The following is a 25201-nucleotide window of genomic DNA, read 5'->3' as shown; positions in this document are numbered from 1 at the left end:
GAATCGACCTTTAAGAACGCGGGAGCGCGAGTGTCCCGCAGCGGCCGGATCAGGCGAGCGCGAACCGGTCCACGACCTCCGCCACCCGATTCCGGACGGGTTCGGACAGCGGCAGGATCGGCCGGGGCGGATCGGCCCGGCACAGGCCGAGGTGATTGGCCGCCGCGTAGGTGACCCTCAAGCTGGAGAATTCCCTGAAAAGGTCCCAGAGCGGCTGCATCCGTGCGTTCAGGGCCCGCGCCCGCGCGGCCTCACCGGCGCGTGCCGCCCGCAGGATCGCGAGGCAGGGTTCCGGAAACAGCCCGGCCGCGACGCTGTACCAAGCCTCGCCGCCAGCCAGCACCGCCTCCGCCGCGTTCCAGTCGCCGCTGAAGCCGAGCCGGAATTCGGCCGGCACCGCCCGGCGCAGGGCGTCGAGCTGACCGGCCACCGCATCGGAATCCGGGGCCGGGCTCTTGAGCGCGCGGATTCCGGGCACCTGCGCCAGCCGCCCGACCAGCGAGGGCGTGAACCGGAAATGCGTGGTGCCGGGATTGTCGTAGATGCAGATCGGCAGGCCGCTGCCCGTGGCGACCGCGGAGAAATGCTCGAACACCTCCTCGTCAGTCAGCGGCGTGTAGGAGACGGCGGCCAGGAGCCCGGCGGCGGCACCCGCCGCCCGCGCGTCCTGCGCCAAGGCCACGGCCTCGTCGGTGCGCAGAGCCCCGATTCCGACGATGACCGGCACCCGGCCGCCTGCTTCCTCAAGAGCCGCATCGAGCGCGCGGCGGCGCTCGGCCCGGGAGAGATAGGCGTAGGTGCCGGTGCTGCCGAGCAGCCCGATCGAATCCACCCCCGCGGCGGCGAGCGGAGCGATGAGGGCGCGCAACGCCGCCGTCTCCACGCGTCCGTCGGGGGAGGCGGGGGTGATGGGAAAGGCGGAGAGGCCGGCAAAGCAGGTCATGGCGGCGGCAGGATGAGCGGGCGCCGCAGCGCGGTCAATGCGTGCACGACGCGGCCTTCGGCTCAACCGGTCGCGGCGAGCGGGATAGCCCGGCGGCGCGAGTTTTCAAATCAAGGCTGCGCACTGAACCAATCCGCTCACGATCGAGATGACGATACAAAATCCCTATGAAGGGCGTTTGAAGAGGGGAGAGACTTCCTGAGCTTGGTCTAGCCGCTTACGTTCGATGGCTGCATTTCTCCGAGTTTTGCTCAGGTAAGGACTTTCCTTGTCGATTATGCGAGCATTTCTCTCGTCATTCTGGCGCACTTGCTTGTTGATGGCGTCGAAAATTTGTGCTTCTTGCTCATTGTATTCACTTAGATGAGCGTGAATCACTTTCGAATTCGGAATCTGATTCATTAAGTCAATGGCAGTGGTTAATTGGACCGATCCGTCCTTGGGCGCAATGCCAGTTATAATGGTTTATGATTGTAGTTTTAGTTCGTATATTTAATATATAAAAGACCGATCCAGAAGGCTGGCAGCATGACGGTGGCAAATAACAGGATGAGGGCGAGAAATCCGATAAATCCGTGAGCCCCCTTTTCTCTAAGCCTGCGATCATCTGCATAGATGATCAATCCAGGCCAGAACGAGCTGATAATGGCGGCTGCGACTGATGGGATTCCAGACAGTGTCAGAGCAGCAACCACATTAACAAGAAAACTCATACTCCAGATGATCATTTTTTCCTTGTAAGAAAGGTATCTTCCAAGAAAAGTATTTGCCCGTTGAATTTGTCTAGCAATGTATCTCAATTAATCCCCCGAAATTCCGATTATTTTGAGGATGATTTGTGAATTTCTGATGTGACAAGATTTGTCAATCTTAATAATCTCGTCATTCGTTTTGGGCGTCTGCGATGCATAAGATGCATACTAATATAATCAAATTTTATGACAACAATTGGTCCGTGCTCGATTGATGTTATACCAAATCAGAAAACTGGTGCATAGGTGCTAGCCAGATTCGATGATGTAAGCGCGGCCTTTTCATCGTCACATGATTTGCCGGACACTCGGGCGGGACTGGCCGATAACCGGTCTACGAGCGCACCTCGCGCTTCGCCACGAAATTCAACTCGTCCACCAGCACGTCCTTGACCACGTCGGAGCCGAGGCGCTCGTTCACCTTGGCGCGGATCTGGGCCAGCCGGCCGTTGATGTCGTAGCGGGCGAGCTTGCGGAAATCGATCGTGGTGTCGCCGTAGATCTGGCGGAAGGCCTCATCGACCACGAAGGCGTTGGGAGCGACGGGGAGCGTGTGCATCAGCTTGGCGTCGGCCGTGAAGACCAGCACGGCGATGACGTAGCCCTGCACCTTACCCTCGGCGACCATCGGAATGTTGATGGGCGCAAGCTTCTGATATTGCAGCCCTTCGAGATAGGGCTCGGTCGATTTCGAGAAGAACCCGCCGCCGAAGGTCACCGCCGCGTAGCAGGAGGCGATGGTGACGGCGCAGATCCACAGACCGGTGACGAGGACGCGCATGGCTCAATCGCGTCCCGAGTGTGCGGACAAGCGCGCCGAATAGGTGCCGTCGGACTCGGCGGCCTGAAGGCTGGCCTGCAGCGTTTCGCCGACCTCCTCCACCGCCCGCAGATGCAGGGCGACGGCCTCCTGGTTCCGGATCAGCTTGTCGCGCAGGCGCGCCAGCACGATCCCGGTCTCGGCGTCGAGGGTCGCGACGTCGAGGCCGCGGGCGAGGCGGGTGAGTTCCAGGAGGCTCCGGCTCTTGGCCCGATTGACCGCGTCGAGATCGAGGGCCGCGTTGGCACTGAGCGCCTCGGTCTCGGCCTCGACGGTGGCCTCCAGCCGCTTCAGGGATTCGAGCAGCATGGCGGTCAGACCTTGCCCGCGACGCCGGTGCCCGTGGGCGCGACCGTGGTGCCGGCGGGGCGGGCGGCGTTCAGCATGCGGGCGATGCCGATGCCGCCGGTCTGCGCGATCTGCTGGCCGAGCTGCTCGGCCAGCATCGACTTCCAGATGCCGCCGGCATTGCCCTTGCCGAAGACGGTCTCGGCCTTGGGCAGCATTGCCTCGACGAATTGCTGGATCACCTGCCCCTCGAACTTCCGGTAGGGGTCGGCGGAGCCGGTCCGGGCGGTCTCGTTCTTCAGGCCCGTCAGCGCCCCATGGACGTCGAGGGGCATGTGCGTGGTCAGGCCCGCCTCGCGCGCCGCATCGTCGGCAGCGCTGGCGAAGGCGGCCGGGTCGCCGGGCTGCGACAGCTTGGCCGCCGCCTCCTGATAGCGGGCCGGGTCGGCGGCGCGCGCCACGTCCATCACGATGTCGGAAGGGGGGGTGATGCTCATCGCGCCGTCAAACCTTGATGCGGCGCGAACCGGGCGCACGCCGCTGAGGATGGAGCGGAGTGTAGATCCGCTGGCTTACGGGAGGCTTGCATCGCGGCGCTGGGCGAGGCCGTCGAGCCGCTCCATCGCCTCGATCCGGTCGCGTTCCCGGCCGAGCAGCGTCTCGATCCGCTCGGCGCTCAGCTCCGCGCGCTTCTGCGCGAGGCCCTGCTCGCGCACCTCGTCCGCCTGGGACGCGGCGATGCGCTCGAGTTCGGTCGCCCGCGTGGCGAGCCCGCGCAGACGGCGGTTGGCGGCTTCCAGAAAAAGGTGGCCGTGGGCCGAGGACCCGACCGCCGCGAGCAAAGCCGCTCGGTCCGCCTCGACCGCCTCGGCAGTGCGCCGGGTCTCGGCGAGCTGCCACTCGGCGGCGCGGCGCATCTGCTCCTGCACGGCGGTGAGCCGCTCGGCGCGCTTCAGGCGCTTGGCGATGTCGGCGGCGGACATGGCGCTCAGCTCTTTCCACTCAGCCTTTGCGCAGCCAGGCGACGTAGCCGGACAGGAACTGCGTCATGAACTCGCTGGAGAGCGTGTAGAGCAGCAGCAGCGCACCGAACATCACGAAGGGCGTGGCGACGAAATAGACCGGAATCGTGGGCGTGAGCTTGTTCACGAAGCCCGCCGCGAGGTTCACCGCCACCGCGTAGATGATGAAGGGCGCCGCGATCCGCAGGGCGAGGGTGAAGGCCTCGCCGATCTGGTCGGCGATGCGCACCAGTGCGGTCTGCGTCCCGAAACCCTCGCCCGGCGGGATGCGGCCGTAGGAATCGACGAGGCCGCGGAACAGCTCCCAATGCAGGTCGGCCGCGAACATCAGCGCGACCGCGGTGAAGACGATCAGCGATTCGACCGCGGGGATCGCGTCGGTCCCCTCGACCGGCGTGCCCGGCATCGAGCCGAAGCCGACCATGGTCGAGACCGCGTTCATCACGGTTTCCAGCACGAAGATGAAGATGCGCCCGAGCAGGCCGATGAGTAGCCCCGTCACGGTCTCGCTGGCGATCCAAGTCAGCGTTTCGGTCGGTGCTTGGCCCGAGAGCTTGGTCTGAAACAGCGGCAGCAGGAGCGGCGTGACGGCGAGCGATACGCCGCCGGCGATGAGAAGCCGCACCTGCGCCGGCACGCGCGGGCTGGAGAAGCCGGGCACGATCAGGAGGCAGCCGCCGATCCGGCAGAAGATCAGGAAGACGCCGAGGAAGGCCTCTCCGCCGAACAGGCTGCCGAAGCCCGGAATCACGAGATGGTGCCCAGCGATTTCAGCTCGACGCCGCGGGCGATCTCAAGATGCGAGAGCACGGGCAGCGTCGGGAAGATCCGCTCGATGATCATCCGCACGTAGGGCCGGGCGTCGGGGGCGGTGACGAGGGCAAAGCCATGAACCTGCCGCATCCGTTCGCGGATCGCCTCGCCGGCCTCGGTGCCGAACTGCTCCACGAGGCGCGGGTCGATGTCGAACTCGATGACTTCGCCCTTGGCGTCGCGCTTCAGGCTCTGGTGGAAGGTGAGATCCCAGTTGGCGCCGAGTCGCAGCACGTGCAGCACCCCGTCCTCGGCGAGATCGCCGCAGATCTGCTGCGCGACGCGCATCCGGACATGCTCGGCGATCTGTTCGGCGCGGCGGGCATGCGGGCTGATCTCGGCCACCGCCTCCAGGATCAGGTGCAGGTTGCGGATCGAGACGCGCTCGGAGAGCAGCAGCTTCAGCACCGCCTGCAGGCCGGAATGCGAGATCTGCGAGGGGCAGATCTCGTCGATCAGCCGCTTGTATTCCGGGTCGAGCCGATCGAGCAGCGCCCGCATGTCCTTGTAGGACAGGAACTGGGGCAGGTTGTTGCGGATCACCTCGGAGAGGTGGGTGAGCAGGACGGAGGCGCCGTCGATCGCCTCGAAGCCGGAGCGGCGGATCTCGCCGGCATAGGCGTCGACGACCCACAGCGCCTTCATGCCGAAGGCGGGCTCGCGGACTTCCTCGGACGGCACGTCGGGGCGCGGCCCGTCGCCGACGACGACGAGCAACTCGCCGGGCCGCATCTCCTGGGTCGCGGCCACCGTGCCGTGGATGCGGATCTGATAAGTCTTGGGCGGCAGGTTGAGGCTGTCGGTGAGCTTGATGTCGGGCACGACGAAGCCGTACTGGCGCGCGAACTTGCGGCGCATCTTGGCGACGCGGTGGTGCAGCTCGGCATGGTTGCCCTGGATCTGCGCGGCGACCTGACGGCCGAGGCAGAGCTCGATCTCCGGCGTGCGCAGCTGCTCCTTGACCGATTCCTTGGTCTCGGCCTGCTTGCTCTCCTCCTCGCGCTTCACCTGGGCTGCCGCGGCGGCGGCCCGGGACGCCCGGCGCCTCGGAATGGTGATCGCCACGAAGCCCATCAGGCCCGCGAGCGTGACGAAGGGCAGGAACGGCAGGCCGGGGACGATGGCGAACATCAGCATCAGCGCGGCGGCGACGATCAGCGCGCGCGGATAGGCGCTGAGCTGGCCGAGCACGGCTTCCTCGGTCGCGCCGCGGGTGCCGCCCTTGGAGACGAGGAGGCCGGCGGCGAGCGAAACGATCAGGGCCGGGATCTGCGAGACCAGGCCGTCGCCGACGGACAGCTTGACGAAGACGTCGGCGGCCTGGCCGAGCGGCATGCCGTGGCGGGTGGTGCCGATGATGACGCCGCCGAACACGTTGACGGCGATGACGATGAGCGAGGCCACCGCCTCGCCGCGCACGAATTTCGACGCGCCGTCCATCGAGCCGAAGAAGGCCGATTCCTCTTCCAGCTCACGGCGGCGGCGCTGTGCCTCCTTGTCGTCGATCAGCCCCGCGTTGAGATCGGCGTCGATCGCCATCTGCTTGCCGGGGATGGCGTCGAGGGTGAAGCGGGCGCCCACCTCGGCGATACGGGTCGCGCCCTTGGTGATGACGAGGAAGTTGACCGTGATGAGGATCACGAAGACGACGATTCCGATGACGAAATCGCCGCTCATCACGAATTGCGAGAAGCCCTGGATGACGTGGCCGGCAGCGTCCACGCCCTTCTGGCCGTTGGCCAGGATCAGCCGCGTCGTGGCGATGCCGAGCGCCAGCCGCAGCAGCGTCGCGATCAGCAGCACGGTGGGGAAGGCGGAGAATTCGAGCGGCTTCTGAATCCAGAGCGCCACCATCAGGATCAGCACCGACAGCGCGATCGAGAAGGCGAGGCCGACATCGATCAGCACCGCCGGCACCGGCAGGAACAGCACCGCGAGGATCGCGACGATGCCGGCCGCGAAGCCGAAGTCGCGCCGCGACCGCTTTTCCAGGACGAGCGCTTCGCTCACCGCCATGACGTGAACCGATTCCCTCAAGGTCGAGGCGGTTGTGGCGCGGCAAGCTTGCGCGGGGATGGGTGCCTGCGGGCAAGGGCGGGCAAGGGCGGGAGAGCCGGTCGGCAGAGGCTCTTAACCCTGACTCTCGAAGCCTGCCGTCACCCTCCGCATGGCAGGGCGTCGAATCGGATGCTGCCGTTGCCTGCTCTCGGTGTTAAAGTCTTCTCCGTCGAAGCTTTTGTCCTTCCCAAGGTCGAGGCTTTCGCGCGGGACCGGGCGATCAAGTCTCGACAGCTTCCTCCGCCCGGTCCCAACCGTTCTCCCACCGTCGAGCCGGTCTGTATCGGTCTCCTTGCGCCGGATGCTCCGCTTCACGGGCGGGGCGCGCTTGCGAGCGGCCGGCAGGGTTTCAGAACCCGGTCGCGATCCGGCCGTAGGTCATCTCGGCAAACGCGTAGATCTGCGCGCCGACGAAGGTGCCGGTCACCAGCATCACCAGCAGGATCGCGACGATCTTCGGGACGAAGGTGAGCGTCACCTCCTGGATCTGCGTCAGCGCCTGAAGCAGGGCGACCGCGATGCCGACCAGCATCGCCGCGCCGACGGAGGGCCCGGCGGCGACCAGCACCGTCCAGATCGCGGAGCGGACGAGTTCGAGGGCGTCGACCTCGTTCATGAGTGGGTCTTTGGATGGCGCATCGTCTTCGTCCGAAAGCCGGCAACCACCTTTCGGGACGATGCGCTAGCTGATCGAGATGCCGGAGGCGAGCAGCATCTCGCGGCCGTCGGTGAGCTTGGCCATCACGCCGTCGCCGGTGACCCGCACCGACTGCACCGTGCCGGACGTCAGGCCGTCCGCCGAAGTAAGGCTCCGCCCGATGATCGCGTCGGCCTGATTCAGGAAGCTCGACGTGAGCAGCGAGTCGAGCTTCTGGTTGGTCTTGGTGGCCTGCTCGACCTGCGAGAACGTGGCGAGCTGGCTGACATATTCCGTCGAGTCCATCGGCTTCGTCGGATCCTGATTCTGAAGCTGGGCCATCAGCAGCGTCAGGAAGGTGTCGGCGTTCATCTTGGAGGCGACCGAGGTCGCCGCCTTCGCCGCCGCGGCGGTGGTCGTGCTGGTGGTGCCGGTATTCGTGCCGGTGCTGCTGACGTCCATGGAAGTTCAGGCCTTGTCGGAGGAAAGGGCCGGCCGGGGCCGCGGCCGGCGGCGTTGGCCGGAGCGGGCGGATGGCACGAGGGCGGCGGGCGGCACCTCGGGAAGGGGAGCCAACGGGCCGAGCAAGGTGGCCTCCGTCGCGTAGAGGCCGCGGATGAGCTTCAGCGCCTCGAAGGCCCGGCCCGCCTCGACGAGGGCCTGCGCCGCCGCCAGCCCCTCCCGAATCGCGGGCTCGGTCGTCACGGCGAGGATGCCCTCCTCGATCAGGGCATAGAGCGACCGGGCCGGGCCGGCCTGGGCCGGGGTGATCAGCATGGTCTGCGCCGCGAAGTAGAGCTGGCGCAGGGGCGTCGTCGCCTCCTCCGCCTGGAGGACGTGGCCCTCCAGCAGGAAGGTCGCGTCGTTCATCAGTTCGAGCGCGACCTTGCGGTCGACGCGCACCACCGCGCCGTTGATGTAGACGCGCTCGCCCGCTTTCAGGCTCAGGTGCATGGTGCGGGCAGCGGCCCGGCCGGTCTCGCGCGTCATGGCCCGCCCCCTACTGCAATCCGTCGCGGATCGAGGTGTTGACCTCGATCAAGGCCGCGAGGCTGCGGTCGGGTGCGCTCAGCACCTCGCCGGCCTCGCGCATGTTCCACAGGCCGATGGCGACGAGGTCGGCGCGCAGGCTTTCGGGCAGCGCGTTCTCGGGGTCGAGCAGGTCGGCGATCAGCACGTTCCAGAGATCCTGGATCGAGCCGACCGCGGCGCTGCGCGCCGGGCCCGCTGCGGCGCCCCGTGCTTCGGCCGTGCGGAGCTGGCTGAGCGCCCGGTCGAAGGCGTCGCGCTCGCGCTCGCGACCGAGGTCGGGCGCGTCTTCCATGATCTCGGCATAGGACAGGCGGTACATCGGGGCCGACGCTCCGTACTCGGTTTGAAAAAGGCGGGCGTTCAGGAGATGAAGTTGATCAGGCTGAGGCTGCGCAACTGCGCGGTCAGCCCGTAGGACATCTGCATCTGGGTCGTGATGGCATCGACCCGGCTCTTGGCTTCGGCCGGATCGACACTCTCCAGATCCCGGATCTGTCCGGTCAGCAGCGCGGTCTGCTTGGACATGCGCGCGTTCGCCTCCGTGATCTGGTTCTGGGCGCGGCCGAGATCCGCCTGCATCGTCGTGAGGCTTCCGCTGACTTGGCCGAGGAGGTCCATGACCTTGCCGGTGGCCACGTTCTGCGCCTCCTGCGAGAGGCCGGACAGGCCGAGCCCCGAGGCGATGACGTAGGCCATGCCGAGCTTGCGGAACGGCTCGGCGTTGGCGCTCACCGAGGTGGTGACGGTCTCGGTGAGCGAGATCTGGCTGTCGAGGGGGCGGCTCGAGGCGCTCGACCACGTCTGATTCCAGTTCACCTCGGTGAACTGGCCGGCGAGCGGCCCATCGATGAAGCCCTGGAGTTGGTTCGGGGTGATGGTGGACGCCGCCGCCGAGCCGGGCGCGAAGCCGAAGAAGCCCGTGAAGAGGTTATCGACTGCCGTCTTGGCGGGGGAGGTCGGGCTGCCCTCGTAGGAGGCCAGCGGTGCCGCCCCACTGTTCGTGCCGGCAAACACGAACTGACCGCCCGTGCTGGTGTTGAGCGCGCCCGCCAGCGCCGCGAGGCGGCCGCGCGCGGAATCCACGAGCGTCTTCGCCCGCTGATCGGCGGGGAGCGCGGTGAGTTCGTTGAGCGTCGCGTCGGCGGACGAGCGAATCGCGTTGAGCGCGCCTTGCGTCGCCGCGAGCCGGGACGTGGCCGCGGTGTTGCTCTGGGTCAGCGAGGCGAGCACGGCGCTCTGCCGCCGCAGGCCGAAGGCCCCGGCGACACCCCCGCCGAGGGTCGCGCCGACATCGGCCAAGCGGCCGGTGGCGATCTCCCTGGTCGCGGTCGCGAGTTCGCTCTGGAGCCGCGAGACGCCGGTGCGCGGCGCATTCCAGAGGTTGAGGCTTGAGATGAAGCCGGTCGTCATCATGGCCGTATCACCGCACCGCGTCGAGGAGGGTCTTGAGGAGGTCGTTGACGACCGAGATGAGCTTGGCCGAGGCGCTGTAGGAGCGCTCCAGCTGCAGGGCGAGGGCGGTCTCGTCGTCGCCGTTCACGCCCGCGACGTTCGAGAGCGCCTCGTTGGCGCGCGTCAGCAGGGTCTTCTGGTAGGAGGCGTCGGTCGACGCGTCCTTGCGCTGCGCTTCGAGCCAACCCGCGGAGGCCGCGGCGAGGTCGGGCAGGCCGGCGGAGGTGCCGAGGCCGAGGGCCGGATCGACGGGCTGGGCCGCCGACAGCGCCGTGAGAAGGCCGCGAAGGCGACCCGCATAGGCCGCGTCGCCGCCCGCCGCAGGGTCGGCATAGTCGCTGCCGTTGATGCCGCCGCTGCGCAGCAGGGCGACGGAGCCGCCTCGGGCCGGGTCGACCGCCGCGTTGACCGAAATCGAGGCCGCGAGGCCGGTGCGCCCGGCGGCCGTGGGCAGGATCCCGCTGCCGCCCGCGGTGAACAGGCCGGCCCGCGGACCGCTGTTGATGCCGACGGCATCGCTCTCGGCGAACGCGTCGATCAACCCGCCGGCGAGGGCGTCGAGCTGCGCCTCGTACTGGACCGCCGCACCGTCGCGCAGGGCCACGAGCCCGGCGATCCGCCCGGAATGGAGCGGCATCGGCGAGGCGGCCCCGGTCACCGGCACGCCGTCGATCCTCACGCCGCCGCCGACGGTGCCTGCGGCGAAGACGGATGTGGCCGAGAACGTGACCGCGCGGGGGCCGCGCTCGAACAGGGTCACGCCGCCATCGGTGTAGAGCGCCATGTCGCCGCCCTCGCGGGCGACCGCGTGGACGCCGATCTCCTGCGACAGCGCGGTCAGGATGCGGTCGCGGTCGTCCAGCGCGTCGGTGGCATCGCCGCCGAGGGCCGTGGTCTTGGTCACGGCGCGGTTGGCGGCGTCGAACCGGACGAGAAGGTCGTTGATGCGGCTCACCGAAGCGGCGATTCCGGCATCGGCCTCCGCCCGCACGGCGTGGACCGCGTCCGCCGCCTGGCTCAGGCTTCCCGCCAGAGCCTTGGCCGACTCGACCGCGTCACGGGCGAGCTGCGCGTTGTCGGGCTGGTTGGCGGCGGCCTGGAGCGCGGCTTGGAAGGTCGTGAGGCGCGCGGCCGGCGCGGTCGGGTCCTCGGTGTCGCCGACGGTCTGCGCGAGCTTCGTCAGCCCGGTGAGAAGGGCGTCGCCGCGGGCGGCGTCCGACGAGGCATTCAGCGTGCGGGCATAGAGCGCCGGGTCGCCCGCACGGGTGATCGTCACCGTGGCGCCGCCCGCGCTGCCGGCGACCAGCGTCGCGATCTTGCGCGAATAGCCCGGATCGTTCGCGCCCGCGACGTTGCGCGCGGAGACGGCGATCTGGTTCGAGTTCGCGAGCAGCGAGGCGCGCGCGGTGTTGAGCGCGAGGGTGAGACCCATCGGTCGGTTCCTGGGACGCGATACGAGACGGGGACGCCGGTGTCGGGCCGGCGCCCCCGGATGCGACGATGGTCCGCGTCAGCGCTTCAGGTTCATCAGGGTTTCGAGCAGCTCGTTGCCGGTCATGAACACCTTGGAGTTGGCGGTGTAGACCGTCTGCGCCTCGATCATCGTCGTCAATTCGGTGCTGACATCGACGTTGGACTGTTCGAGTGCGCCCGCCTTCAGGATGCCGCGCCCGCCCTGGCCGGCGAAGCCGACCTGGATGTCCCCGGATTCGGCGCTCGTCGTGAAGACGTTGCCCGCCCGCGGCGCGAGGTTGTCGGGGCTCGCCACATCCGCCAGCGGCACCTTGAACGCGGCCTTGCGGGTGCCGTCGGTATAGACCGCGTAGACCGTGCCGTCCTCGCCGAACGCGGTTCCGCTCACGGAGGTGGGCGAGGAGCCGTTGGCGGTGCCGGAGAGGTTGTGTTCGCCGGAGAGCTGCGTCAGGCCGCCCAGATCGACGGTGATGCGGCGACCGTTCGGCACGTCCACGAGGGCCGAGCCGCCGCCATTGACCTTGCCGTTGCCGTCGAAGGTCACGCTGGTCGTGCCGAGGGACACGGTCGGCGCCGCAGGGTCGAAGAACGCGACCGACCACGTATTGGCGGCGGTCTTGGTCATCTGGACGTCGAGCGTCACCGGCCGGCCGACATTGTCGTAGACCTTGAGCGAGTTCTTCTTCGAGTAGCCGATGGCACCCGTCGCCGTCGGATCGTAGACCGGCGTCTCGAAGGAGAGGTTGCCGCTGACCGTGGCGGCGGTGGAGGGACGCGCCTCCTGCCCCATCACGCTGACATTGACCGGCTTGAGGTCGGCCACGCCGTTGAGGACCGGGTTCGGAGTGCCGTTGGCGAGGCTATAGCCCATCAGGGTGAAGCCGCCGGCATTGACGAGGTTGCCGGTCTTGCCGTCGACCACGAAGTTGCCGGCCCGCGTCATGAAGGGCGCGCCGGCGGCATCGCTCACCACGAAGAAGCCGTTGCCCTGGATCGCGAGATCCTTGTCGGAATTGGTCGAGGCGATGGGTCCGCCCTCGCTCACCGAGCGGCGCAACGTGGTCTCGACCGCGCCCGAGTTGTAGTTTCCGACATCACCCGAATCGAGCAGCAGCGACGAGAATTCGGCCGAAGTGCGCTTGTAGCCGGTGGTACTGGCGTTCTGAATGTTCTCGGCCACCGTCGAGATGCGGTTGGACTGAGCGTTCATTCCGGAGACGCCGGTGCGGAGCACGCCGATGAGACTCATGCGGACACCTCGTTGACTTTCGAATTCGTGCGCAATGGACACGGTGTCGCTTGCGCGGGGCTGAAGGTTTTGCGGGGCACAATCATCCCCGCAGGGATTGGGCGAGTTCGAGGAAGGCGTCGCGGCTCGGCGGCTGGCCCGGCTCCTGGCGCAAGGCCTCGTAGATCCGCGGCACGAGGCTCACGGCTTGGTCGAGGTCGGGATCGCTGCCGGCGCGATAGCCGCCCATCAGGCGCAGATCCCGTGTCTCCTCGAAGCGGGCCATCATGCTCTTGAGTTTGCGCACCAGCTCGCGCTGGTCTCCGGTCCAGACCTCGCCCGCCAGGCGCGAGATCGAGCCGAGCAGCTCGATCGCCGGGTAGCGGCCCTGCTCGGCGATGGCGCGGTCGAGCACCACGTGGCCGTCGAGGGTGCCGCGGATCGAGTCGGCGACCGGGTCGTTGTGGTCGTCGCCATCGACCAGCACCGAGAAGATCCCGGTGATCGTGCCGGTGCCCTCCGCGCCGGGGCCGGCGCGCTCCAACAGCCGCGGCAAGTCCGAAAAGACGCTCGGCGGGTAGCCGCGGGCCACCGCGGGCTCGCCGGCCGCCAGCGCCACGTCGCGGGCGGCGTGGGCGTAGCGGGTCACGGAATCGACGATGAGCAGCACCGACTCGCCGCGGTCGCGGAAGGACTCGGCCACCGCCAGCGCCACCTTCGGCGCTTGCCGGCGCATCATCGGGCTCTCGTCGCCGGTCGAGACCACGATCACGGCGCGGTCGCGGGCGGCGGCGATGGGGCCTTCGAGAAACTCGCGCACCTCGCGTCCGCGCTCGCCCACCAGCGCGACCACCACGCTGTCGAAGCCCTGGGCGCCGGCCAGCATCGCCAGCAGGGTCGATTTGCCGACGCCGGAGCCGGCGAAGATGCCGATGCGCTGTCCGGCGCAGAGCGGCGTGAACAGGTCGATCGCCCGCACCCCCGTGGGCAGCGGCGTCTTCACCCGCGCGCGGGTCATCGCGGCCGGCGGGTCGGCATCCAGCGGAACGCTGGCGGGCCCCTCGGCCAGGGGGCCGAGCCCATCGACGGGGCGGCCGAGCGCGTCGATCACCCGACCCTTCCAGCGCGGGTCCGGGCGCAGCTGCGCCGGGCCGATGCGGTGGGCGAGGCTGCCGATGCCGGCCTCGATCCGGCTCTCGAACGGCTTCACCGTGGCGCCGGCCGCATCGATGCGGACCACCTCGCCGACCTGCGTGCGGCCGTCGGCGGAAAAACCCATGCGGTCGCCGAGCCGCACGAAGGCGGACACGCCCGCGACCCGTGCCGCGCTGGCGGTCACCTCGCGCACGGGGCCGGCGACCCGCACCAGCGGCAGGTCGCGGCGCCCGGCCTCCATCGCCCGTTCCAGGCACTCGATCGCGTTGAGGCTCATCGCATCAGCCCTGCGGTCCCAGCGTCTTGACGGCGCCGGTGAGGGTGGTGTCGGCCTCCGAGGTCATCGTCGCCGCGCTCTCGAAAGCGCGCTGGATCGCGATGAGCCGGGTCATCTCCATGATCGGGTTGACGTTGGCGCCCTCGACGTAGCCTTGCACGAGGCCGATGCGGGTGAAGTCCTGCACCGGCCGGCCGGGCAGGCTCGCGGCGACGGCATTCTCGCCCGAGCGCGTCAGTGTCGCCTTCGGGTCGATGCTGAACACGCCGAGCGCGCCGATCTGGTTCACGCCTTGGTGGATGCTGCCGTCCCGGCCGATGACCGGTGGACCGGCCTGGGGATCGAGCAAGAGCGGGCCGCCGCCGGGATCGACCACCGGCATCCCGCCCACCGTCCGCAACTGCCCGTTGGCGTCCATCGTCAGGCGCCCGTCGCGGGTATAGAGCGTGTCGCCCTTCGGCCCCTTCACGCCGAGCCAGGCATCGCCCTGGACGGCGACATCGAGGGCGGAATCGGTCTTCGTCGTCGGGCCGGCGGCGCGCGAGATGATGTTCTTGCCAGGGCCCACGAAGGCGACGTCGCCGCGGTTCGAGCGGGCGAGCAGTTCCGAGAAGCTGACTTCCTCCGCCCGGAAGCCCACCGTCGCCATGTTGGCGACGTTGTTGGCGGTCGTGGTCAGGCGCTTTTCGAGGGCGATCTGGCTCGATAGGGCGACGTAGAGGCTGCTCTGCATGGCCCTTAAGCTCCGATCCGCGTCGTCTGCACGCTCTGGAGCGTTTCGGCGTCGAGGCTGCCCGTGCCGGTGAACAGAGCGAGGATGGGTGCGCTGGCGGTGTTGTTCTGCGCGTCCCAGATCGCCGCGAAGCGCCGCACGAAGGCGTCGAGCTTGGCAGGGTCCCGGAAGCTCGCGATGTCGATCTTGGCGGCGATCAGTTGGGCCCGCTTGGCCAGGGCCTCGCTCGTGGCCGCGCCGCTCGTCGCCGGCAGGCCGATCACGGTGTTGGCCACTTGGCTCAGCGCCGCGTCGCCGAGAATGTCGTAGGCGCTCGTGAGCGTCGATGCCTTGCGGGCGAAGTAGAGCGCGAGGCGCACGCCCGTATCGGCGTCGCCCGCCTCGCTCTCCAGCGACTGGCGCAGATAGGCCTGGGTCACGGTCTGCGCCATCGTGTCGGGCCCCAGATCCGTGCCGAAGCCGACATCGACGGCGGTCCGATCGGCGGAGAGCGGGGCATTCCGGATCGTCAGGGTGCGGTTCGGCCCGCCCGCGTTCACCAGCGTGTCGGCGTCCCGGCCCGTGCCGCCGTAAGCGCCGTCGGCGCCGAGATCGGTCAGTGCGGTGGTCTCGAAGAACAGGCTCCCGTCGGCGGCAAGCCCCGCCTGGACCTTGCCCTTGAGGGCGGATGCCTCGATCTGCGCCGCCACCGCTGCGGCGATCTCCGACGGCGTCACCTTCGCGGGATTGTCCACGCGACCGGCCAGGGTTTGCGCGTTGAGCCGGATCGTGACCGATTGCGTCGTCGTGGCGTCGAGCCGGGACTCCACGAGGAAGCTCGCCTCGGCCCGGCCGCTGAAATCGTAGGTATCGGCCAGGAGCTTCGGCGCGCTGAGCGAGGCGGCGCGGGGCTGCTCACCGAAGCGCGCGGGGTCGGCACCCGTGGCGGTGACGCCCTGGCCGAAGCTGAACGCCTTGGCAAAGGCGGTGTAGCGGTCGTCCGCCAAGCGGTTGGCGAAGCTCGCCGCGCTGGCAGCGCCTTCCTCCAGCACCTTGCGCATGAACGCCTTGGCGTAGGTCATCTCCTCCAGGCCGTAGGCCTTCATGGCGTAGGCGTAGAGACGCTGGTCGCCGAGCAGATCGTCGACCGATTTCACCCCGCCGATATGCGCCTCGTAATAGGCGGTCTCCCGGGCAACCGTCGGCTCGGCCGCCTTCCGGGAGAGGGAGGCGGGGAGATCCTTGGCGATCAGCCGGTAGCTGGTGAGGGTGTCGGTCACGGGCGGGCGCCTGAGCGGGAGCGCGGGAGGGGGGCGACCAACGGCTCGGCGGTGCGAGCAGGATCCGATGCTTCTTTTGCATCGTCGTTTTCCGAAAGCCGGTCGCCACCTTTCGGGCCGATGCTTAGGGCGGCTCCCTTGTCCCAGGCTTGCCCGCCTTCGGCCGGTCGCGTCACGGCGCCACCGGGCCGATGATCGTCTCGGTGGTGATCACGACCCAGCCCGCGCCGGTCCGGCGGATCGACAGGACGCGGCCCGCGCCGGGCAGCACGCTGCCGAGCGCGGCGGTGCGCTGTCCTTCCCGATTCTCGAGGGTCGCGATGCCGTCGGCGACCCCGCGCAGGGCGTAGGCGCCCGCGAGCGGCAGGGCCGGCGACTCCGCCGGGCCCTGAAGGCCGGCGGTTGCCGCCCCGGGCCGGTCGGGCAGAGAGCCGGTGGTGACGGGATCGAAATCGGGGTCGGCCAAGCGCCCCTGCGCCACGGACTTCTTCCAGGTGAAGGGCGCCGTGCCGGCGGGCAGAACCGCCTGCACCGCATATTCGTGCGTTCCGGTCGCGATGGCGTAACCGGCGAACCCGCTGGCGGTGAGGGCGAGCAGGACGAGGGCGGCCAGCACGGTGCGTTCGCCGGCCGCCTCGCGGGCACGGCGGGCCGCGATGCTTCCCGCCACCGGCCGCGCCGGCAGGCTCGCGGCGCGTGCGACGGTGCCGAGGGAGGATCGCCGTGCGGAATCGGACGTCATGGAGGTCTCGGCAGGTGATCCCGGTGCGCCGCGCGAAGCGTCTTCGCGGCGCGTGCCCCGGGGGCGACAGCGTCATCCTTCATGATCCGTCTACAAATATGCTTGATGTCCGGTTAACAATGCCGCGCGAAGGCGCGTCCCGTCTCATCGACAGCGCCGCGGGCGCTCGTTAAGCCGAAGGGGAGGGCGCCGGGGAGCGAGCATGGCCGATCCGCGGGAAAGTGTTTCGCCGGAAGCCGCAGCGCCCGTCGAACGGGCGGGCAAGCGTCACCGCGTCGTCCAGCAGGGCCGCATCGTCCTCGGCCCCGAGCGCCTGATCGCCTGCACCGTGCGCGACCTCTCGCTTCGGGGCGCCAAGATCCGCGTCGCCCCTGAGCATGTCCTGCCGGAGACGTTTTCCCTCGTGATCGCCGCGCATGACCTGCGCACGATGACAGCCCGGCTGTGCTGGCGCCGCGGAGACTTCGCGGGTGTCGCCTTCGAGGGCGAGCCGGTCGTTTAGAGCGCCGCCCGTCGAAGCGGTCGCCGGTTCGGCGAAAGAATACGTGTCACGACACGATCGAGAGGCGCCGGCCTGATGCCATCAGGTCGGAGACGGCTCTCGCCCCTTCTCCACAGGCACGAGGCCGACCTGTGGAGGGCGTGCGGCGGGACGGTGCCGGGCAGGGTCGCTTAATCGCTTCGTAACGGGAGGCGGCCATTGTCGGCCCATCGCGAGGCGCCTTCCGCAACCATGCGGAGCCGCCTTCGAGAAGAGGCCAGCGGGTGAACCCTCCGACGGGTTCATAGACATGATGTCGGTCCGTTGATCCGGTGCGAGTCCGGAGGTGTGATGCGCGGCGAAACGAGCCCTCGGGGGCTCGCCGCGGCCCTCTCGATAGGGCCGTGCGGCCGTACCGGTGCGAGTCCGGTCCTGAGAACCGTCCCCCCTCTTTTGCCGGAAGTCTGACCTGTGACCAGCCTGCTCACCAACATCTCCGCCATGACGGCGCTGACGACGCTCAAGGGCATCAACAGCCAGCTCGACGCCACCTCCAACCGGGTCTCGACCGGCCAGCGCGTCTCGACCGCCTCCGACAACGCCGCCTACTGGTCGATCGCCACCACGGTGCGCACCGACAACGCCTCCCTCTCGGCCGTGAAGGACTCGCTCGGCCTCGGCTCCTCGGCGGTCGATACCGCCTATAACGGCCTCAACTCGGTCCTGTCCGACCTGCAGAACCTGCGCGCCAAGCTGCAGACCGCGCTTCAGCCGGGCGTCGACCGGAACAAGGTCCAGACCGAGATCAAGGCCATTCAGGACAAGATGAAGGCCACCGCCGATTCTTCGACCTCGTCCGGTCAGAACTGGCTCTCGGTCGATTCCTCCGCGACCAACACCAGCTATCAAGCCACCCAGAACGTCGTCGCCGGCTTCTCGCGGAGCCCGACGGGCACCGTCGGCTTCTCGATGATCGGCATCGACGTCAACGCGATCAAGCTCTACGACGTCGCGACCTCGACCGTGAACACGGCCGCGACCGAAGGTAAGGTCACCGGCGCCCAGTCGCTGACCGGCACCTCGGCCTTCTCCCCGGGCGGCGTCGTCGACTTCGCCACCGTCACCGCCGGAAAGTCGAAGCAGGTCTCCTTCACCGTCACGCTCGGCACCGGTGCCAGCGTCGACATCGTCCTCGACAAGAACACCATGATGTCGGCCGCCAAGGATCTGACCAAGGTCACGACCGACGAGTTCCTGAGCGCAGTGAACAATCAGATCGCCGCAAGCGCGGCGATGTCCGGAAAGGTCACGGCGAGCCTCGACACGGCGGGCCGCCTGTCCTTCCAGACGGCGGCGACCGGCGCGGGTACCAATGCCCAGGTCTCGGTGACGAACAACGCGGTCGCCAACGGTAAGTTCGCCGCGGCGGATGTCGGTTTCGGCACCTTCTCCGGCTTCATGACGGGCACGGCCCTCGCTGCCCTCGACGTGACGACCGCCAAGGTCCTGACCGTCAACGACGGCGCCGGCGTCAAGACGGTCACCCTCAACGCCGCATCCTTCTCCGCGCTCGGCAGCGACGCGACCTCGGCCGCCAACACGGCCGTCAACGGCGACGACGTCGCCGCGATGATCAACGCCCAGCTGAAGTCGGCAGGCAGCAAGGCGCGGGTCTCCTTCGCTGGCGGTGCCCTGTCGTTCGGTTCCAATGCCGGCGGCTCGACCACGATCACGCTGAACGGCGCGGATGTCGCCAGCTTCGGCTTCACCGCGGCCGACTCCACCACCGGCACCAGCGGACTCACCGGCAAGGGCACGGCCGCAGGCACGACCAACGCCAAGGGTATCCTCGACACGGTCGATGCGACGACCACCTTCTCCATCGGCGAAATCGGCACCGGCGGCACGGGCATCAACATTGCCGGGCTCGTCGGGACCACCGGCGACACGACGCTCAAGAACATCATCACCCAGGTCGAGAAGGCCATCGCCTCGGTCACCAACGCCGGCACCAAGCTCGGTGCCAACAAGACCCAGATCGACGGCCAGAAGACCTTCGTCGACACCTTGATGAAGGCCAACGACCGCACCATCGGCACCCTGGTCGATGCCGACATCGAGGAGGAGTCGACCAAGCTGAAGGCGCTCCAGACGCAGCAGCAGCTCGCCGTGCAGGCTCTCTCGATCGCCAACTCGGGCAGCCAGAACGTTCTGTCGCTGTTCCGCTAAGCTGAGACGTCCCAGCCGCTCGCGCGGCTGGGACACCGCCCGTCGTAGAAAAAGGCCGCGCTCTCACCGAGCGCGGCCTTTTTCATGGAAAGATCTTGGAAAGATCTTGGAAGGATCGTGTGCGGATTCTTCAGCCGACGAAGGTGTAGCCCGCCATCCGCTTGGCCTCGATCGGATCGTAGCCGAGACGCATCCGCAGCTTCTTGCGCAGCTTGCTGATATGGCCCTCCACCACGCTCTCCTCGACGCTGGTGTCGAGGTCGCCGTAGACCGCCGTGAAGATCTGGCCCTTGGTCACCTGCCGGCCGCGGTTCTTCGAGAGATATTCGAGGATGTGGCGCTCGCGCCGGGGCAGGATCAGGCAGGCGCCGTCGATCTCCGGGTCGCGCCCGTCGGTATAGACCTTGAGGCGGCCCGCCCGGTCGGGGGCCGGCGCCGGCTCGACGCCGCGGCCGGTCCGGCGACGGATCGCGGTGGCGCGGGCGATGATCTCGCGGACATGGACGGGCTTGCGCACCACGTCGTCGATGCCGACGGTGAACAGCGCCAGGGTCTGCTCGAGCGAGCGGGTCTCGTTGAGGGCGATGATCGGCGCCCGGCTGAGCGAGCGGATCGCCACGGTGCAGGAGGCGCGGTCGGCGCAATCGCCGATCAGGAAGCCGTCGATCGCCTCGACGTCGATCCGCGGCGCGGCGTCGAGCCAATCCTTCATGGACCCGATGGCCAACCCTTGCGCCTTCACGCCCTCCGCGCCGAACCCGGCGACGTAGTGGTCGGTCACGCTCTGCTGCTCGTCGACAACGATATACATCGTCAGTGCTCGAAGGTGTGCGAGGAACTGCGGGGTCATCGCGTCCGGCGCGACTGTCCGTCGCGCCGCGCCATGGCCGATTGAAATTCGGAAGGCTTTCGAATGCTGTCGGTTGGCGAAGGTGAGAGCGTATCGGCTTTCGCTCGACGCTCTCCGCGTTCCGCTTACTTCCAACATTTGACGGTTTCAGCTTTTTGGTTGGAATGGTTAACGACGCGTTAAAGCTGTCCCCGGCGGGAGGGCGGCGTTAGGAGTTTGGTCACGTTGCATCGGCGCGCGTGGCAGAGGCGCCACACTGTGACCTTGGGTTCACGGCATGGTCTCCGTGCCGTCGGTTCGGTTCGTTCCGGGGGTTGATGTCGGCGGCGCTCGAGCGGCGGGCGGCCGTCGCCCCACTGCTTTCCGCCGGAGCCGCCTTGACCGGGGCCCATTCGCGGGCTCGAACGCGGGCCGGCACCACTACGAGGAATCCCATGCCGTCGCTGTCCACCCTGTCGCCCGAGGCTCTGACGGAGCTGCGCTCCGGCCTGCGCGGCGAGTACGAAGCCCTGAAAGCGCAGGGGCTCAAGCTCGACATGACCCGCGGCAAGCCCGCCTCCGATCAGCTCGACCTTGCCGCCGAGATGCTGGCGCTGCCCGGCAACCGCGACACCACCGCCGAGGACGGCACCGACGCGCGCAATTACGGCAACCTGCAGGGTCTGCCCGAGACCCGCGCGCTGTTCGCGCCGGTGCTCGGCGCGCCGCCGGAGCAGATGGTGATCGCCAACAATTCGAGCCTCGCGCTGATGCACGACGTGCTCGTCTACGCGCTGCTGAAGGGCGTGCCCGGCGGCGCGGGGCCGTGGTCGAAGCAGGAGCCGATCACGATCCTCTGCCCCGTCCCGGGCTACGACCGCCACTTCACCCTGTGCGAGGGCTTCGGCATCCGCATGATCCCGATCCCGATGACGGGGGAGGGGCCGGACATGGAGGCGGTCGAGCGCGAGGCCGCCGACCCTTCGGTGAAGGGCATCTGGTGCGTGCCGCAATACTCGAACCCGAGCGGCGAGACCTATTCCGAGGAGACCGTGCGGCGGCTGGCTTCGCTGAAGGCCGCGGCGCCCGATTTCCGCATCCTGTGGGACAACGCCTACGCGGTGCATCACCTCACCGAGGCGCGGCCCTCGCTTCCCAACACCCTGGAGGCCTGTGCCGAGGCCGGAAACCCCGACCGGCCGATCGTGTTCGCCTCGACCTCGAAGGTGACGCTGGCGGGTGCGGGCCTCGCGATGCTGGCCGCCTCGCCCGCGAACGTGAAGTGGTATCTCGCCCAGGCCGGGCGCCGCAGCATCGGGCCGGACAAGCTCAACCAGCTCCGCCACGTCCGCTTCCTGCGCGACGCCGCCGGCATCGCCGCACATATGGAGCGGCACCGCGCCCTGATCGCCCCGAAATTCGCCGCGGTGGAGGAGGCCTTCGCCGCCCGCCTCGACGGTTGGGACGTCGCGCACTGGAGCCGGCCGCTCGGCGGCTACTTCATCACGCTCGATGTCACCGACGGCACCGCCTCGCGGGTCGTCCAACTCGCGGGCGAGGCGGGCATCGCCTTGACGCCCGCCGGCGCGACCCACCCCTACGGCAAGGACCCGCACGACCGGACTCTGCGCATCGCGCCGACCTTTCCGGGTCTCGACGCCGTGCGCAAGGCCGCCGAGGCGGTGGCGCTCTGTACGCTGCTGGCCGCAGTCGAAGCGCTGGGTCAGAGAGCAAACGCATAGCTCGTGCTGCGTCCGCCGCCGGGCTCTCTGATGAGGAGCCCGGCGGCGATCAGCCCTTCAATATCGCGAAGGGCCGTATCCTGCGAGCACTGGGCGATCTTGGCCCATTTCGAGGTCGTCAGCTTGCCTTGGAAGCCGTCGAGCAGGCAGTTGATCATCACGCGCTGGCGGTCGTTGAGCGACTTTGTCCCCAGGGTCTCCCACACCTGTGCCTTGCGGATGACGGCGGCGAGCGTCGTCTCGGCATCGCTCAGCGCTTGGTCGAGGATGTCGAGGAACCATGCGAGGCGCACCGTGATGTCGAGGTCGCCCTTCTGGGTTGCTTCGAGGGTTGCGTAGTAATCACTCCGCTCGATGCGAAGCCGCGACGACAGGCTGTAGAAGCGCTGCCCCGTCCCTTCGGAACGCGCCAGGGCGAGATCGGCGATGGCACGGGCAATTCTCCCGTTGCCATCGTCGAAGGGATGTATCGTCACGAACCAGATATGGGCCACAGCGGCCTTGAGGACGGGATCGATCCCCGCGTCGCGCATTTCGAACCACGTCAGGAAGGCATCCATCTCCGCCGCGATCCGTTCGGCTGCCGGCGCACGAAAGTGCACCCGCTCGCGGCCCAGCGGGCCAGAGACGACTTGCATCGCGCCGAGTTCATCCGTTCGCCATCCGCCGACCGTGAAGGCTTTGCGCCCGTGCCCGCCTTCCGGGAACAGGCCCCTGTGCCACCGGAACAGCCGTTCCGTTGTCAGGGGCTCGGCATAGCCCTGGGTCGCGTCGAGCAACATGGCAACGAGGCCTTCGACCGGGCGCTCGACGGGGACCATCCCGGCACGGTCGAGGCCGAGTCGTCGGGCCACCGACGATCGGACCTGTTCGCGATCAAGAATTTCCCCCTCGATCTCGCTCGTTTTGAGCGCGTCCTGAACCAGGGTCTGGAAGACGGCTTCCGTCTCGAGTTCGAACCCGAGCGCTTCCATGCGGCCGAGCACGCGTCCCTGATGGTGGCGGACCTCGGCCAACCGCACGGCGAGCGCGCCTGCGTCCCAGCGGAAGTGCGGCCAGTCGGGTCGATCGTAGATATACGCCACATTGTCCGCATATCATGCGGAGAATGTCGATCGCAATCTCCGCATGAGGTCGATCACACCACCACGGTGATCGCCTGCGCCGCGCGCGTCAGCCCGGTGTAGAGCCAGCGCGCCCGGTGCTCGCGAAACGCGTAGGATTCGTCGAACAGCACCACCTTGTCCCATTGCGAGCCCTGCGCCTTGTGGACGGTGAGCGCGTAGCCGTAGGTGAACTCGTCGGTCTCGCGGCGCAGGAAGAGCGGGATCTCCTCCTCCGAGCCCTCGATCACCTGCCGCAGCACCTTGATGTCCACGGCGCGGCGGCGCACCGCCGGATCGTCCTCCGGGACCACGTCGAGGCGGATCGTGTCGGGGCGGGGCGGGGCGCGCAGGGCCTGCACCGTCCAGGTCGAGCCGTTGAGCAGACCCTTGGTGCGGTCGTTCCGAAGACAGACCAGCTTCTCCCCCACCGACGGCATCGGGTCGGTGTGGCCGGCAAGCTCCCGCAGGCGGTTGTTGTAGAGGCGCCGCGTCCGATTGAGGCCGACCAGGACCTGATCGCAATCGAGCACCTGGGCCGGGTCGATATCGCGGCGGCGCACCACCCGGCTCTCGCCGTACTCGCCCACTTCGAGCCGGCCGCCCTCGCGGATCGTCATCGCCATGCGTACGATCGGGTCGTCGGCGGCCTGCCGGTGGACGTCGGTGAGCATCACGTCGGGCTCGGCCTCGGTGAAGAAGCCGCCCCCGCGCACCGGCGGCAACTGGGCGGGATCGCCCAGCACCAGAACCGGCTTGTCGAAGGAGAGGAGATCGTGGCCGAGGTCGGAATCGACCATCGAGCACTCGTCGATGACGATGAGGTCGGCCTTGGCCGCCGGGCCGGAGCGGTTAAGGGTGAAGGTCGGCCCGCCCTCGTCGCCCTCCTTGCTGCGGTAGATCAACGAGTGGATCGTCGCCGCGTCGTCGCAGCCCTTCTGGCGCATGACGGAGGCCGCCTTGCCGGTGAATGCGCCGAACACGACCGGCCCGTCGACGTCGTCGGCGATGCGGCGGGCCAGCGTGGTCTTGCCGGTACCGGCATAGCCGAACAGCCGGAAGACCTGGGAGCCGCCCTCCTTACGCCAGCGGGCGATGGCTTTGAGCGCCTCGTCCTGCTGCGGGGCGAAACGGGTGGGAAGCGGGGACTCGGCCATGGCGTCACGTCATAAACGAGTCGGCCGATTTGTGGACCGTCTTCCGGTCAGGGCCAGCGCACGGTCGGCGGCAGCGAGGACAGGATCGAGGCGACGTTGCCGCCGGTCTTCAGGCCGAAGATGGTGCCGCGGTCGTAGAGCAGGTTGAACTCCACGTAGCGCCCACGCCGCACCTGCTGCTCCTCCCGGTCGGCCTCGGTCCAGGATTTGGCGAGATTGCGCCGGACGATCTCCGGATAGGCCTTGAGAAACGCCTGTCCGACATCGCGGGTATAGGCGAGATCGGCCTGCGGATCGCCGGTCCAGTGATAGTCGTAGAAGATGCCGCCGATGCCGCGGGGCTCGTTGCGGTGTTTCAGGTGGAAATACTCGTCGCACCACGCCTTGTACTTCTCGTAGTCCGCGGCCGGCGCATGGTTCTCGCAGGCCTCGCGCAGGCAGGCATGGAAGAGCTGCGTGTCGGGATCCTCCTGCGTCCGGCGCCGGTCGAGCACGGGCGTGAGGTCGGCCCCGCCGCCGAACCACGCCTTCGTCGTCACGACGAAGCGGGTGTTCATGTGCACCGTCGGCACGTTCGGGTTCCAGGGGTGGACGATCAGCGAGATGCCGGTGGCGAAGAAGCGCGGATCCTCGGCCGCCCCCGGCATCTGCGCGCGGAATTCCGGCGCGAACTCGCCGTGGACGGTCGAGATGTGGACGCCGGCCTTCTCGAACACGCGGCCCTTCAGCATCGCCATGACGCCGCCGCCGCCCGGCGTGCCGCTATGGTCCGTGCGCTGCCACGGCGTTTTTTCGAATTTCCCCGCTTCTCTCGGCGCATCCTCGTGGAACGGCCCCTCGGCCTCCGCCTCCAGGGTCTCCAGCGCGGCGACGATCCGGTCGCGCAGGGTGGAAAACCACGCCCCCGCCTCGCTCTTCAGCGCGGCGAGATCGTCGGGTGAGGGGAGGGGGGGTGCCGTCACATCAGCCATGGAGA

26 protein-coding genes are annotated in these 25201 nt (G+C 68.3%); 3 read left to right on the top strand and 23 right to left on the bottom strand.

Annotated elements, in window-relative coordinates; all coding sequences use genetic code 11:
* Window positions 1–49: 49 nt before the first annotated feature.
* The 19 genes from Y590_RS02405 to Y590_RS02320 all read right to left on the bottom strand — a co-directional run bounded on the left by Y590_RS02405 (window position 50) and on the right by Y590_RS02320 (window position 16684).
* Complete coding sequence (locus tag Y590_RS02405) at window positions 50–943, bottom strand: dihydrodipicolinate synthase family protein (protein ID WP_060768484.1); 894 nt, start codon at window positions 941–943, stop codon at window positions 50–52.
* Between the two features lie 479 nt (window positions 944–1422).
* A complete protein-coding gene (locus tag Y590_RS26190; protein ID WP_144439906.1) occupies window positions 1423–1671 on the bottom strand; it encodes a hypothetical protein in 249 nt (82 codons plus the stop codon).
* 358 nt (window positions 1672–2029) lie between these two features.
* Complete coding sequence (locus Y590_RS02400; RefSeq protein ID WP_060768483.1) at window positions 2030–2476, bottom strand: hypothetical protein; 447 nt, start codon at window positions 2474–2476, stop codon at window positions 2030–2032.
* Between the two features lie 3 nt (window positions 2477–2479).
* Complete coding sequence (locus Y590_RS02395) at window positions 2480–2824, bottom strand: hypothetical protein (protein WP_060768482.1); 345 nt, start codon at window positions 2822–2824, stop codon at window positions 2480–2482.
* Between the two features lie 5 nt (window positions 2825–2829).
* The gene (locus tag Y590_RS02390) at window positions 2830–3300 is read right to left on the bottom strand and encodes a rod-binding protein (protein WP_060768481.1); all 471 of its coding nucleotides are present in this window, start codon (window positions 3298–3300) and stop codon (window positions 2830–2832) included.
* A gap of 75 nt (window positions 3301–3375) precedes the next feature.
* Window positions 3376–3786, bottom strand: coding sequence for a hypothetical protein (locus Y590_RS02385; RefSeq protein WP_060768480.1), 411 nt, complete (start codon window positions 3784–3786; stop codon window positions 3376–3378).
* 19 nt (window positions 3787–3805) lie between these two features.
* Window positions 3806–4576, bottom strand: a complete 771-nt coding sequence (fliR, locus tag Y590_RS02380) for a flagellar biosynthesis protein FliR (protein ID WP_060768479.1) — start codon at window positions 4574–4576, stop codon at window positions 3806–3808.
* The gene (gene flhA, locus Y590_RS02375) at window positions 4573–6654 is read right to left on the bottom strand and encodes a flagellar biosynthesis protein FlhA (RefSeq protein ID WP_060768478.1); all 2082 of its coding nucleotides are present in this window, start codon (window positions 6652–6654) and stop codon (window positions 4573–4575) included. Before flhA ends, fliR begins: the two co-directional genes overlap by 4 nt.
* A gap of 391 nt (window positions 6655–7045) precedes the next feature.
* Complete coding sequence (fliQ, locus tag Y590_RS02370) at window positions 7046–7312, bottom strand: flagellar biosynthesis protein FliQ (RefSeq protein WP_056194240.1); 267 nt, start codon at window positions 7310–7312, stop codon at window positions 7046–7048.
* A gap of 66 nt (window positions 7313–7378) precedes the next feature.
* A complete protein-coding gene (gene flgD / locus Y590_RS02365) occupies window positions 7379–7795 on the bottom strand; it encodes a flagellar hook assembly protein FlgD (protein WP_060768477.1) in 417 nt (138 codons plus the stop codon).
* Between the two features lie 6 nt (window positions 7796–7801).
* The gene (gene flbT / locus Y590_RS02360) at window positions 7802–8287 is read right to left on the bottom strand and encodes a flagellar biosynthesis repressor FlbT (RefSeq protein ID WP_371688528.1); all 486 of its coding nucleotides are present in this window, start codon (window positions 8285–8287) and stop codon (window positions 7802–7804) included.
* Between the two features lie 46 nt (window positions 8288–8333).
* On the bottom strand, window positions 8334–8684 hold the full coding sequence (gene flaF / locus Y590_RS02355; RefSeq protein ID WP_060768475.1) for a flagellar biosynthesis regulator FlaF: 351 nt from the start codon (window positions 8682–8684) through the stop codon (window positions 8334–8336).
* A gap of 41 nt (window positions 8685–8725) precedes the next feature.
* The gene (locus tag Y590_RS02350) at window positions 8726–9778 is read right to left on the bottom strand and encodes a flagellar hook-associated family protein (protein WP_060768474.1); all 1053 of its coding nucleotides are present in this window, start codon (window positions 9776–9778) and stop codon (window positions 8726–8728) included.
* Between the two features lie 7 nt (window positions 9779–9785).
* Window positions 9786–11249, bottom strand: a complete 1464-nt coding sequence (gene flgK, locus Y590_RS02345) for a flagellar hook-associated protein FlgK (protein WP_060768473.1) — start codon at window positions 11247–11249, stop codon at window positions 9786–9788.
* A 78-nt stretch (window positions 11250–11327) separates the two neighbouring features.
* Complete coding sequence (locus Y590_RS02340; RefSeq protein ID WP_060768472.1) at window positions 11328–12539, bottom strand: flagellar hook protein FlgE; 1212 nt, start codon at window positions 12537–12539, stop codon at window positions 11328–11330.
* 82 nt (window positions 12540–12621) lie between these two features.
* Complete coding sequence (fliI, locus tag Y590_RS02335) at window positions 12622–13950, bottom strand: flagellar protein export ATPase FliI (RefSeq protein ID WP_060768471.1); 1329 nt, start codon at window positions 13948–13950, stop codon at window positions 12622–12624.
* A gap of 4 nt (window positions 13951–13954) precedes the next feature.
* Window positions 13955–14683 carry a flagellar basal-body rod protein FlgF gene (gene flgF / locus Y590_RS02330; RefSeq protein WP_060768470.1) on the bottom strand — a complete coding sequence of 243 codons (729 nt, stop codon included), beginning with the start codon at window positions 14681–14683 and terminating at the stop codon, window positions 13955–13957.
* 5 nt (window positions 14684–14688) lie between these two features.
* Window positions 14689–15942, bottom strand: coding sequence for a DUF1217 domain-containing protein (locus Y590_RS02325; protein ID WP_060768469.1), 1254 nt, complete (start codon window positions 15940–15942; stop codon window positions 14689–14691).
* 172 nt (window positions 15943–16114) lie between these two features.
* Window positions 16115–16684 carry a hypothetical protein gene (locus Y590_RS02320; protein WP_060768468.1) on the bottom strand — a complete coding sequence of 190 codons (570 nt, stop codon included), beginning with the start codon at window positions 16682–16684 and terminating at the stop codon, window positions 16115–16117.
* Between the two features lie 202 nt (window positions 16685–16886).
* Between Y590_RS02320 and Y590_RS02315 the strand changes: the two genes are divergently transcribed.
* Together Y590_RS02315 and Y590_RS02310 are read left to right on the top strand one after the other, a co-directional pair.
* Entirely contained in the window at window positions 16887–17186 is a 300-nt protein-coding gene (locus tag Y590_RS02315; RefSeq protein WP_060768467.1) for a PilZ domain-containing protein, read from the top strand.
* Window positions 17187–17636: 450 nt separating this feature from the next.
* Window positions 17637–19394, top strand: a complete 1758-nt coding sequence (locus Y590_RS02310) for a flagellin N-terminal helical domain-containing protein (protein ID WP_060768466.1) — start codon at window positions 17637–17639, stop codon at window positions 19392–19394.
* 130 nt (window positions 19395–19524) lie between these two features.
* Here the strand turns inward: Y590_RS02310 and Y590_RS02305 are convergent, their stop codons facing one another.
* On the bottom strand, window positions 19525–20205 hold the full coding sequence (locus tag Y590_RS02305) for a response regulator transcription factor (protein ID WP_060768465.1): 681 nt from the start codon (window positions 20203–20205) through the stop codon (window positions 19525–19527).
* Between the two features lie 473 nt (window positions 20206–20678).
* On the opposite strand from Y590_RS02305, the gene Y590_RS02300 reads away from it, so the two are divergent.
* The gene (locus Y590_RS02300; RefSeq protein ID WP_060768464.1) at window positions 20679–21965 is read left to right on the top strand and encodes an aspartate aminotransferase type Ic; all 1287 of its coding nucleotides are present in this window, start codon (window positions 20679–20681) and stop codon (window positions 21963–21965) included.
* Here the strand turns inward: Y590_RS02300 and Y590_RS02295 are convergent.
* Genes Y590_RS02295 through hemF form a run of 3 tightly spaced genes read right to left on the bottom strand, consistent with a single transcriptional unit; the run spans window position 21947 to window position 25196 of the window.
* Window positions 21947–23050: a Fic family protein gene (locus Y590_RS02295; protein ID WP_060768463.1), complete on the bottom strand. Its 1104-nt coding sequence runs from the start codon at window positions 23048–23050 to the stop codon at window positions 21947–21949. The genes Y590_RS02300 and Y590_RS02295 overlap by 19 nt on opposite strands.
* Window positions 23051–23103: 53 nt before the next feature.
* Complete coding sequence (locus Y590_RS02290; RefSeq protein WP_060768462.1) at window positions 23104–24225, bottom strand: ATP-dependent DNA helicase; 1122 nt, start codon at window positions 24223–24225, stop codon at window positions 23104–23106.
* A gap of 47 nt (window positions 24226–24272) precedes the next feature.
* Complete coding sequence (gene hemF, locus Y590_RS02285; protein ID WP_060768461.1) at window positions 24273–25196, bottom strand: oxygen-dependent coproporphyrinogen oxidase; 924 nt, start codon at window positions 25194–25196, stop codon at window positions 24273–24275.
* Window positions 25197–25201 lie beyond the last annotated feature (5 nt).

This window comes from Methylobacterium sp. AMS5 (assembly GCF_001542815.1).
In the GTDB taxonomy this organism is placed as follows: Bacteria; Pseudomonadota; Alphaproteobacteria; order Rhizobiales; family Beijerinckiaceae; genus Methylobacterium.
This window is presented reverse-complemented; position numbering and strand designations above follow the sequence as displayed.

Bases quoted from the DNA above. Each gene is read 5' to 3' on its own strand.
- Y590_RS02315 (WP_060768467.1), top strand. From the start codon at position 16,887: ATGGCCGATCCGCGGGAAAGTGTTTCGCCGGAAGCCGCAGCGCCCGTC.
- flbT (WP_371688528.1), bottom strand. From the start codon at position 8,287: ATGCACCTGAGCCTGAAAGCGGGCGAGCGCGTCTACATCAACGGCGCG.
- Y590_RS02290 (WP_060768462.1), bottom strand. From the start codon at position 24,225: ATGGCCGAGTCCCCGCTTCCCACCCGTTTCGCCCCGCAGCAGGACGAG.
- fliI (WP_060768471.1), bottom strand. From the start codon at position 13,950: ATGAGCCTCAACGCGATCGAGTGCCTGGAACGGGCGATGGAGGCCGGG.
- Y590_RS26190 (WP_144439906.1), bottom strand. From the start codon at position 1,671: ATGATCATCTGGAGTATGAGTTTTCTTGTTAATGTGGTTGCTGCTCTG.
- Y590_RS02340 (WP_060768472.1), bottom strand. From the start codon at position 12,539: ATGAGTCTCATCGGCGTGCTCCGCACCGGCGTCTCCGGAATGAACGCT.
- hemF (WP_060768461.1), bottom strand. From the start codon at position 25,196: ATGGCTGATGTGACGGCACCCCCCCTCCCCTCACCCGACGATCTCGCC.
- flgK (WP_060768473.1), bottom strand. From the start codon at position 11,249: ATGGGTCTCACCCTCGCGCTCAACACCGCGCGCGCCTCGCTGCTCGCG.
- flgF (WP_060768470.1), bottom strand. From the start codon at position 14,683: ATGCAGAGCAGCCTCTACGTCGCCCTATCGAGCCAGATCGCCCTCGAA.
- fliQ (WP_056194240.1), bottom strand. From the start codon at position 7,312: ATGAACGAGGTCGACGCCCTCGAACTCGTCCGCTCCGCGATCTGGACG.
- Y590_RS02390 (WP_060768481.1), bottom strand. From the start codon at position 3,300: ATGAGCATCACCCCCCCTTCCGACATCGTGATGGACGTGGCGCGCGCC.
- Y590_RS02320 (WP_060768468.1), bottom strand. From the start codon at position 16,684: ATGACGTCCGATTCCGCACGGCGATCCTCCCTCGGCACCGTCGCACGC.
- Y590_RS02405 (WP_060768484.1), bottom strand. From the start codon at position 943: ATGACCTGCTTTGCCGGCCTCTCCGCCTTTCCCATCACCCCCGCCTCC.
- flhA (WP_060768478.1), bottom strand. From the start codon at position 6,654: ATGGCGGTGAGCGAAGCGCTCGTCCTGGAAAAGCGGTCGCGGCGCGAC.
- Y590_RS02400 (WP_060768483.1), bottom strand. From the start codon at position 2,476: ATGCGCGTCCTCGTCACCGGTCTGTGGATCTGCGCCGTCACCATCGCC.
- Y590_RS02395 (WP_060768482.1), bottom strand. From the start codon at position 2,824: ATGCTGCTCGAATCCCTGAAGCGGCTGGAGGCCACCGTCGAGGCCGAG.
- flaF (WP_060768475.1), bottom strand. From the start codon at position 8,684: ATGTACCGCCTGTCCTATGCCGAGATCATGGAAGACGCGCCCGACCTC.
- Y590_RS02350 (WP_060768474.1), bottom strand. From the start codon at position 9,778: ATGATGACGACCGGCTTCATCTCAAGCCTCAACCTCTGGAATGCGCCG.
- Y590_RS02305 (WP_060768465.1), bottom strand. From the start codon at position 20,205: ATGTATATCGTTGTCGACGAGCAGCAGAGCGTGACCGACCACTACGTC.
- Y590_RS02300 (WP_060768464.1), top strand. From the start codon at position 20,679: ATGCCGTCGCTGTCCACCCTGTCGCCCGAGGCTCTGACGGAGCTGCGC.
- flgD (WP_060768477.1), bottom strand. From the start codon at position 7,795: ATGGACGTCAGCAGCACCGGCACGAATACCGGCACCACCAGCACGACC.
- Y590_RS02385 (WP_060768480.1), bottom strand. From the start codon at position 3,786: ATGTCCGCCGCCGACATCGCCAAGCGCCTGAAGCGCGCCGAGCGGCTC.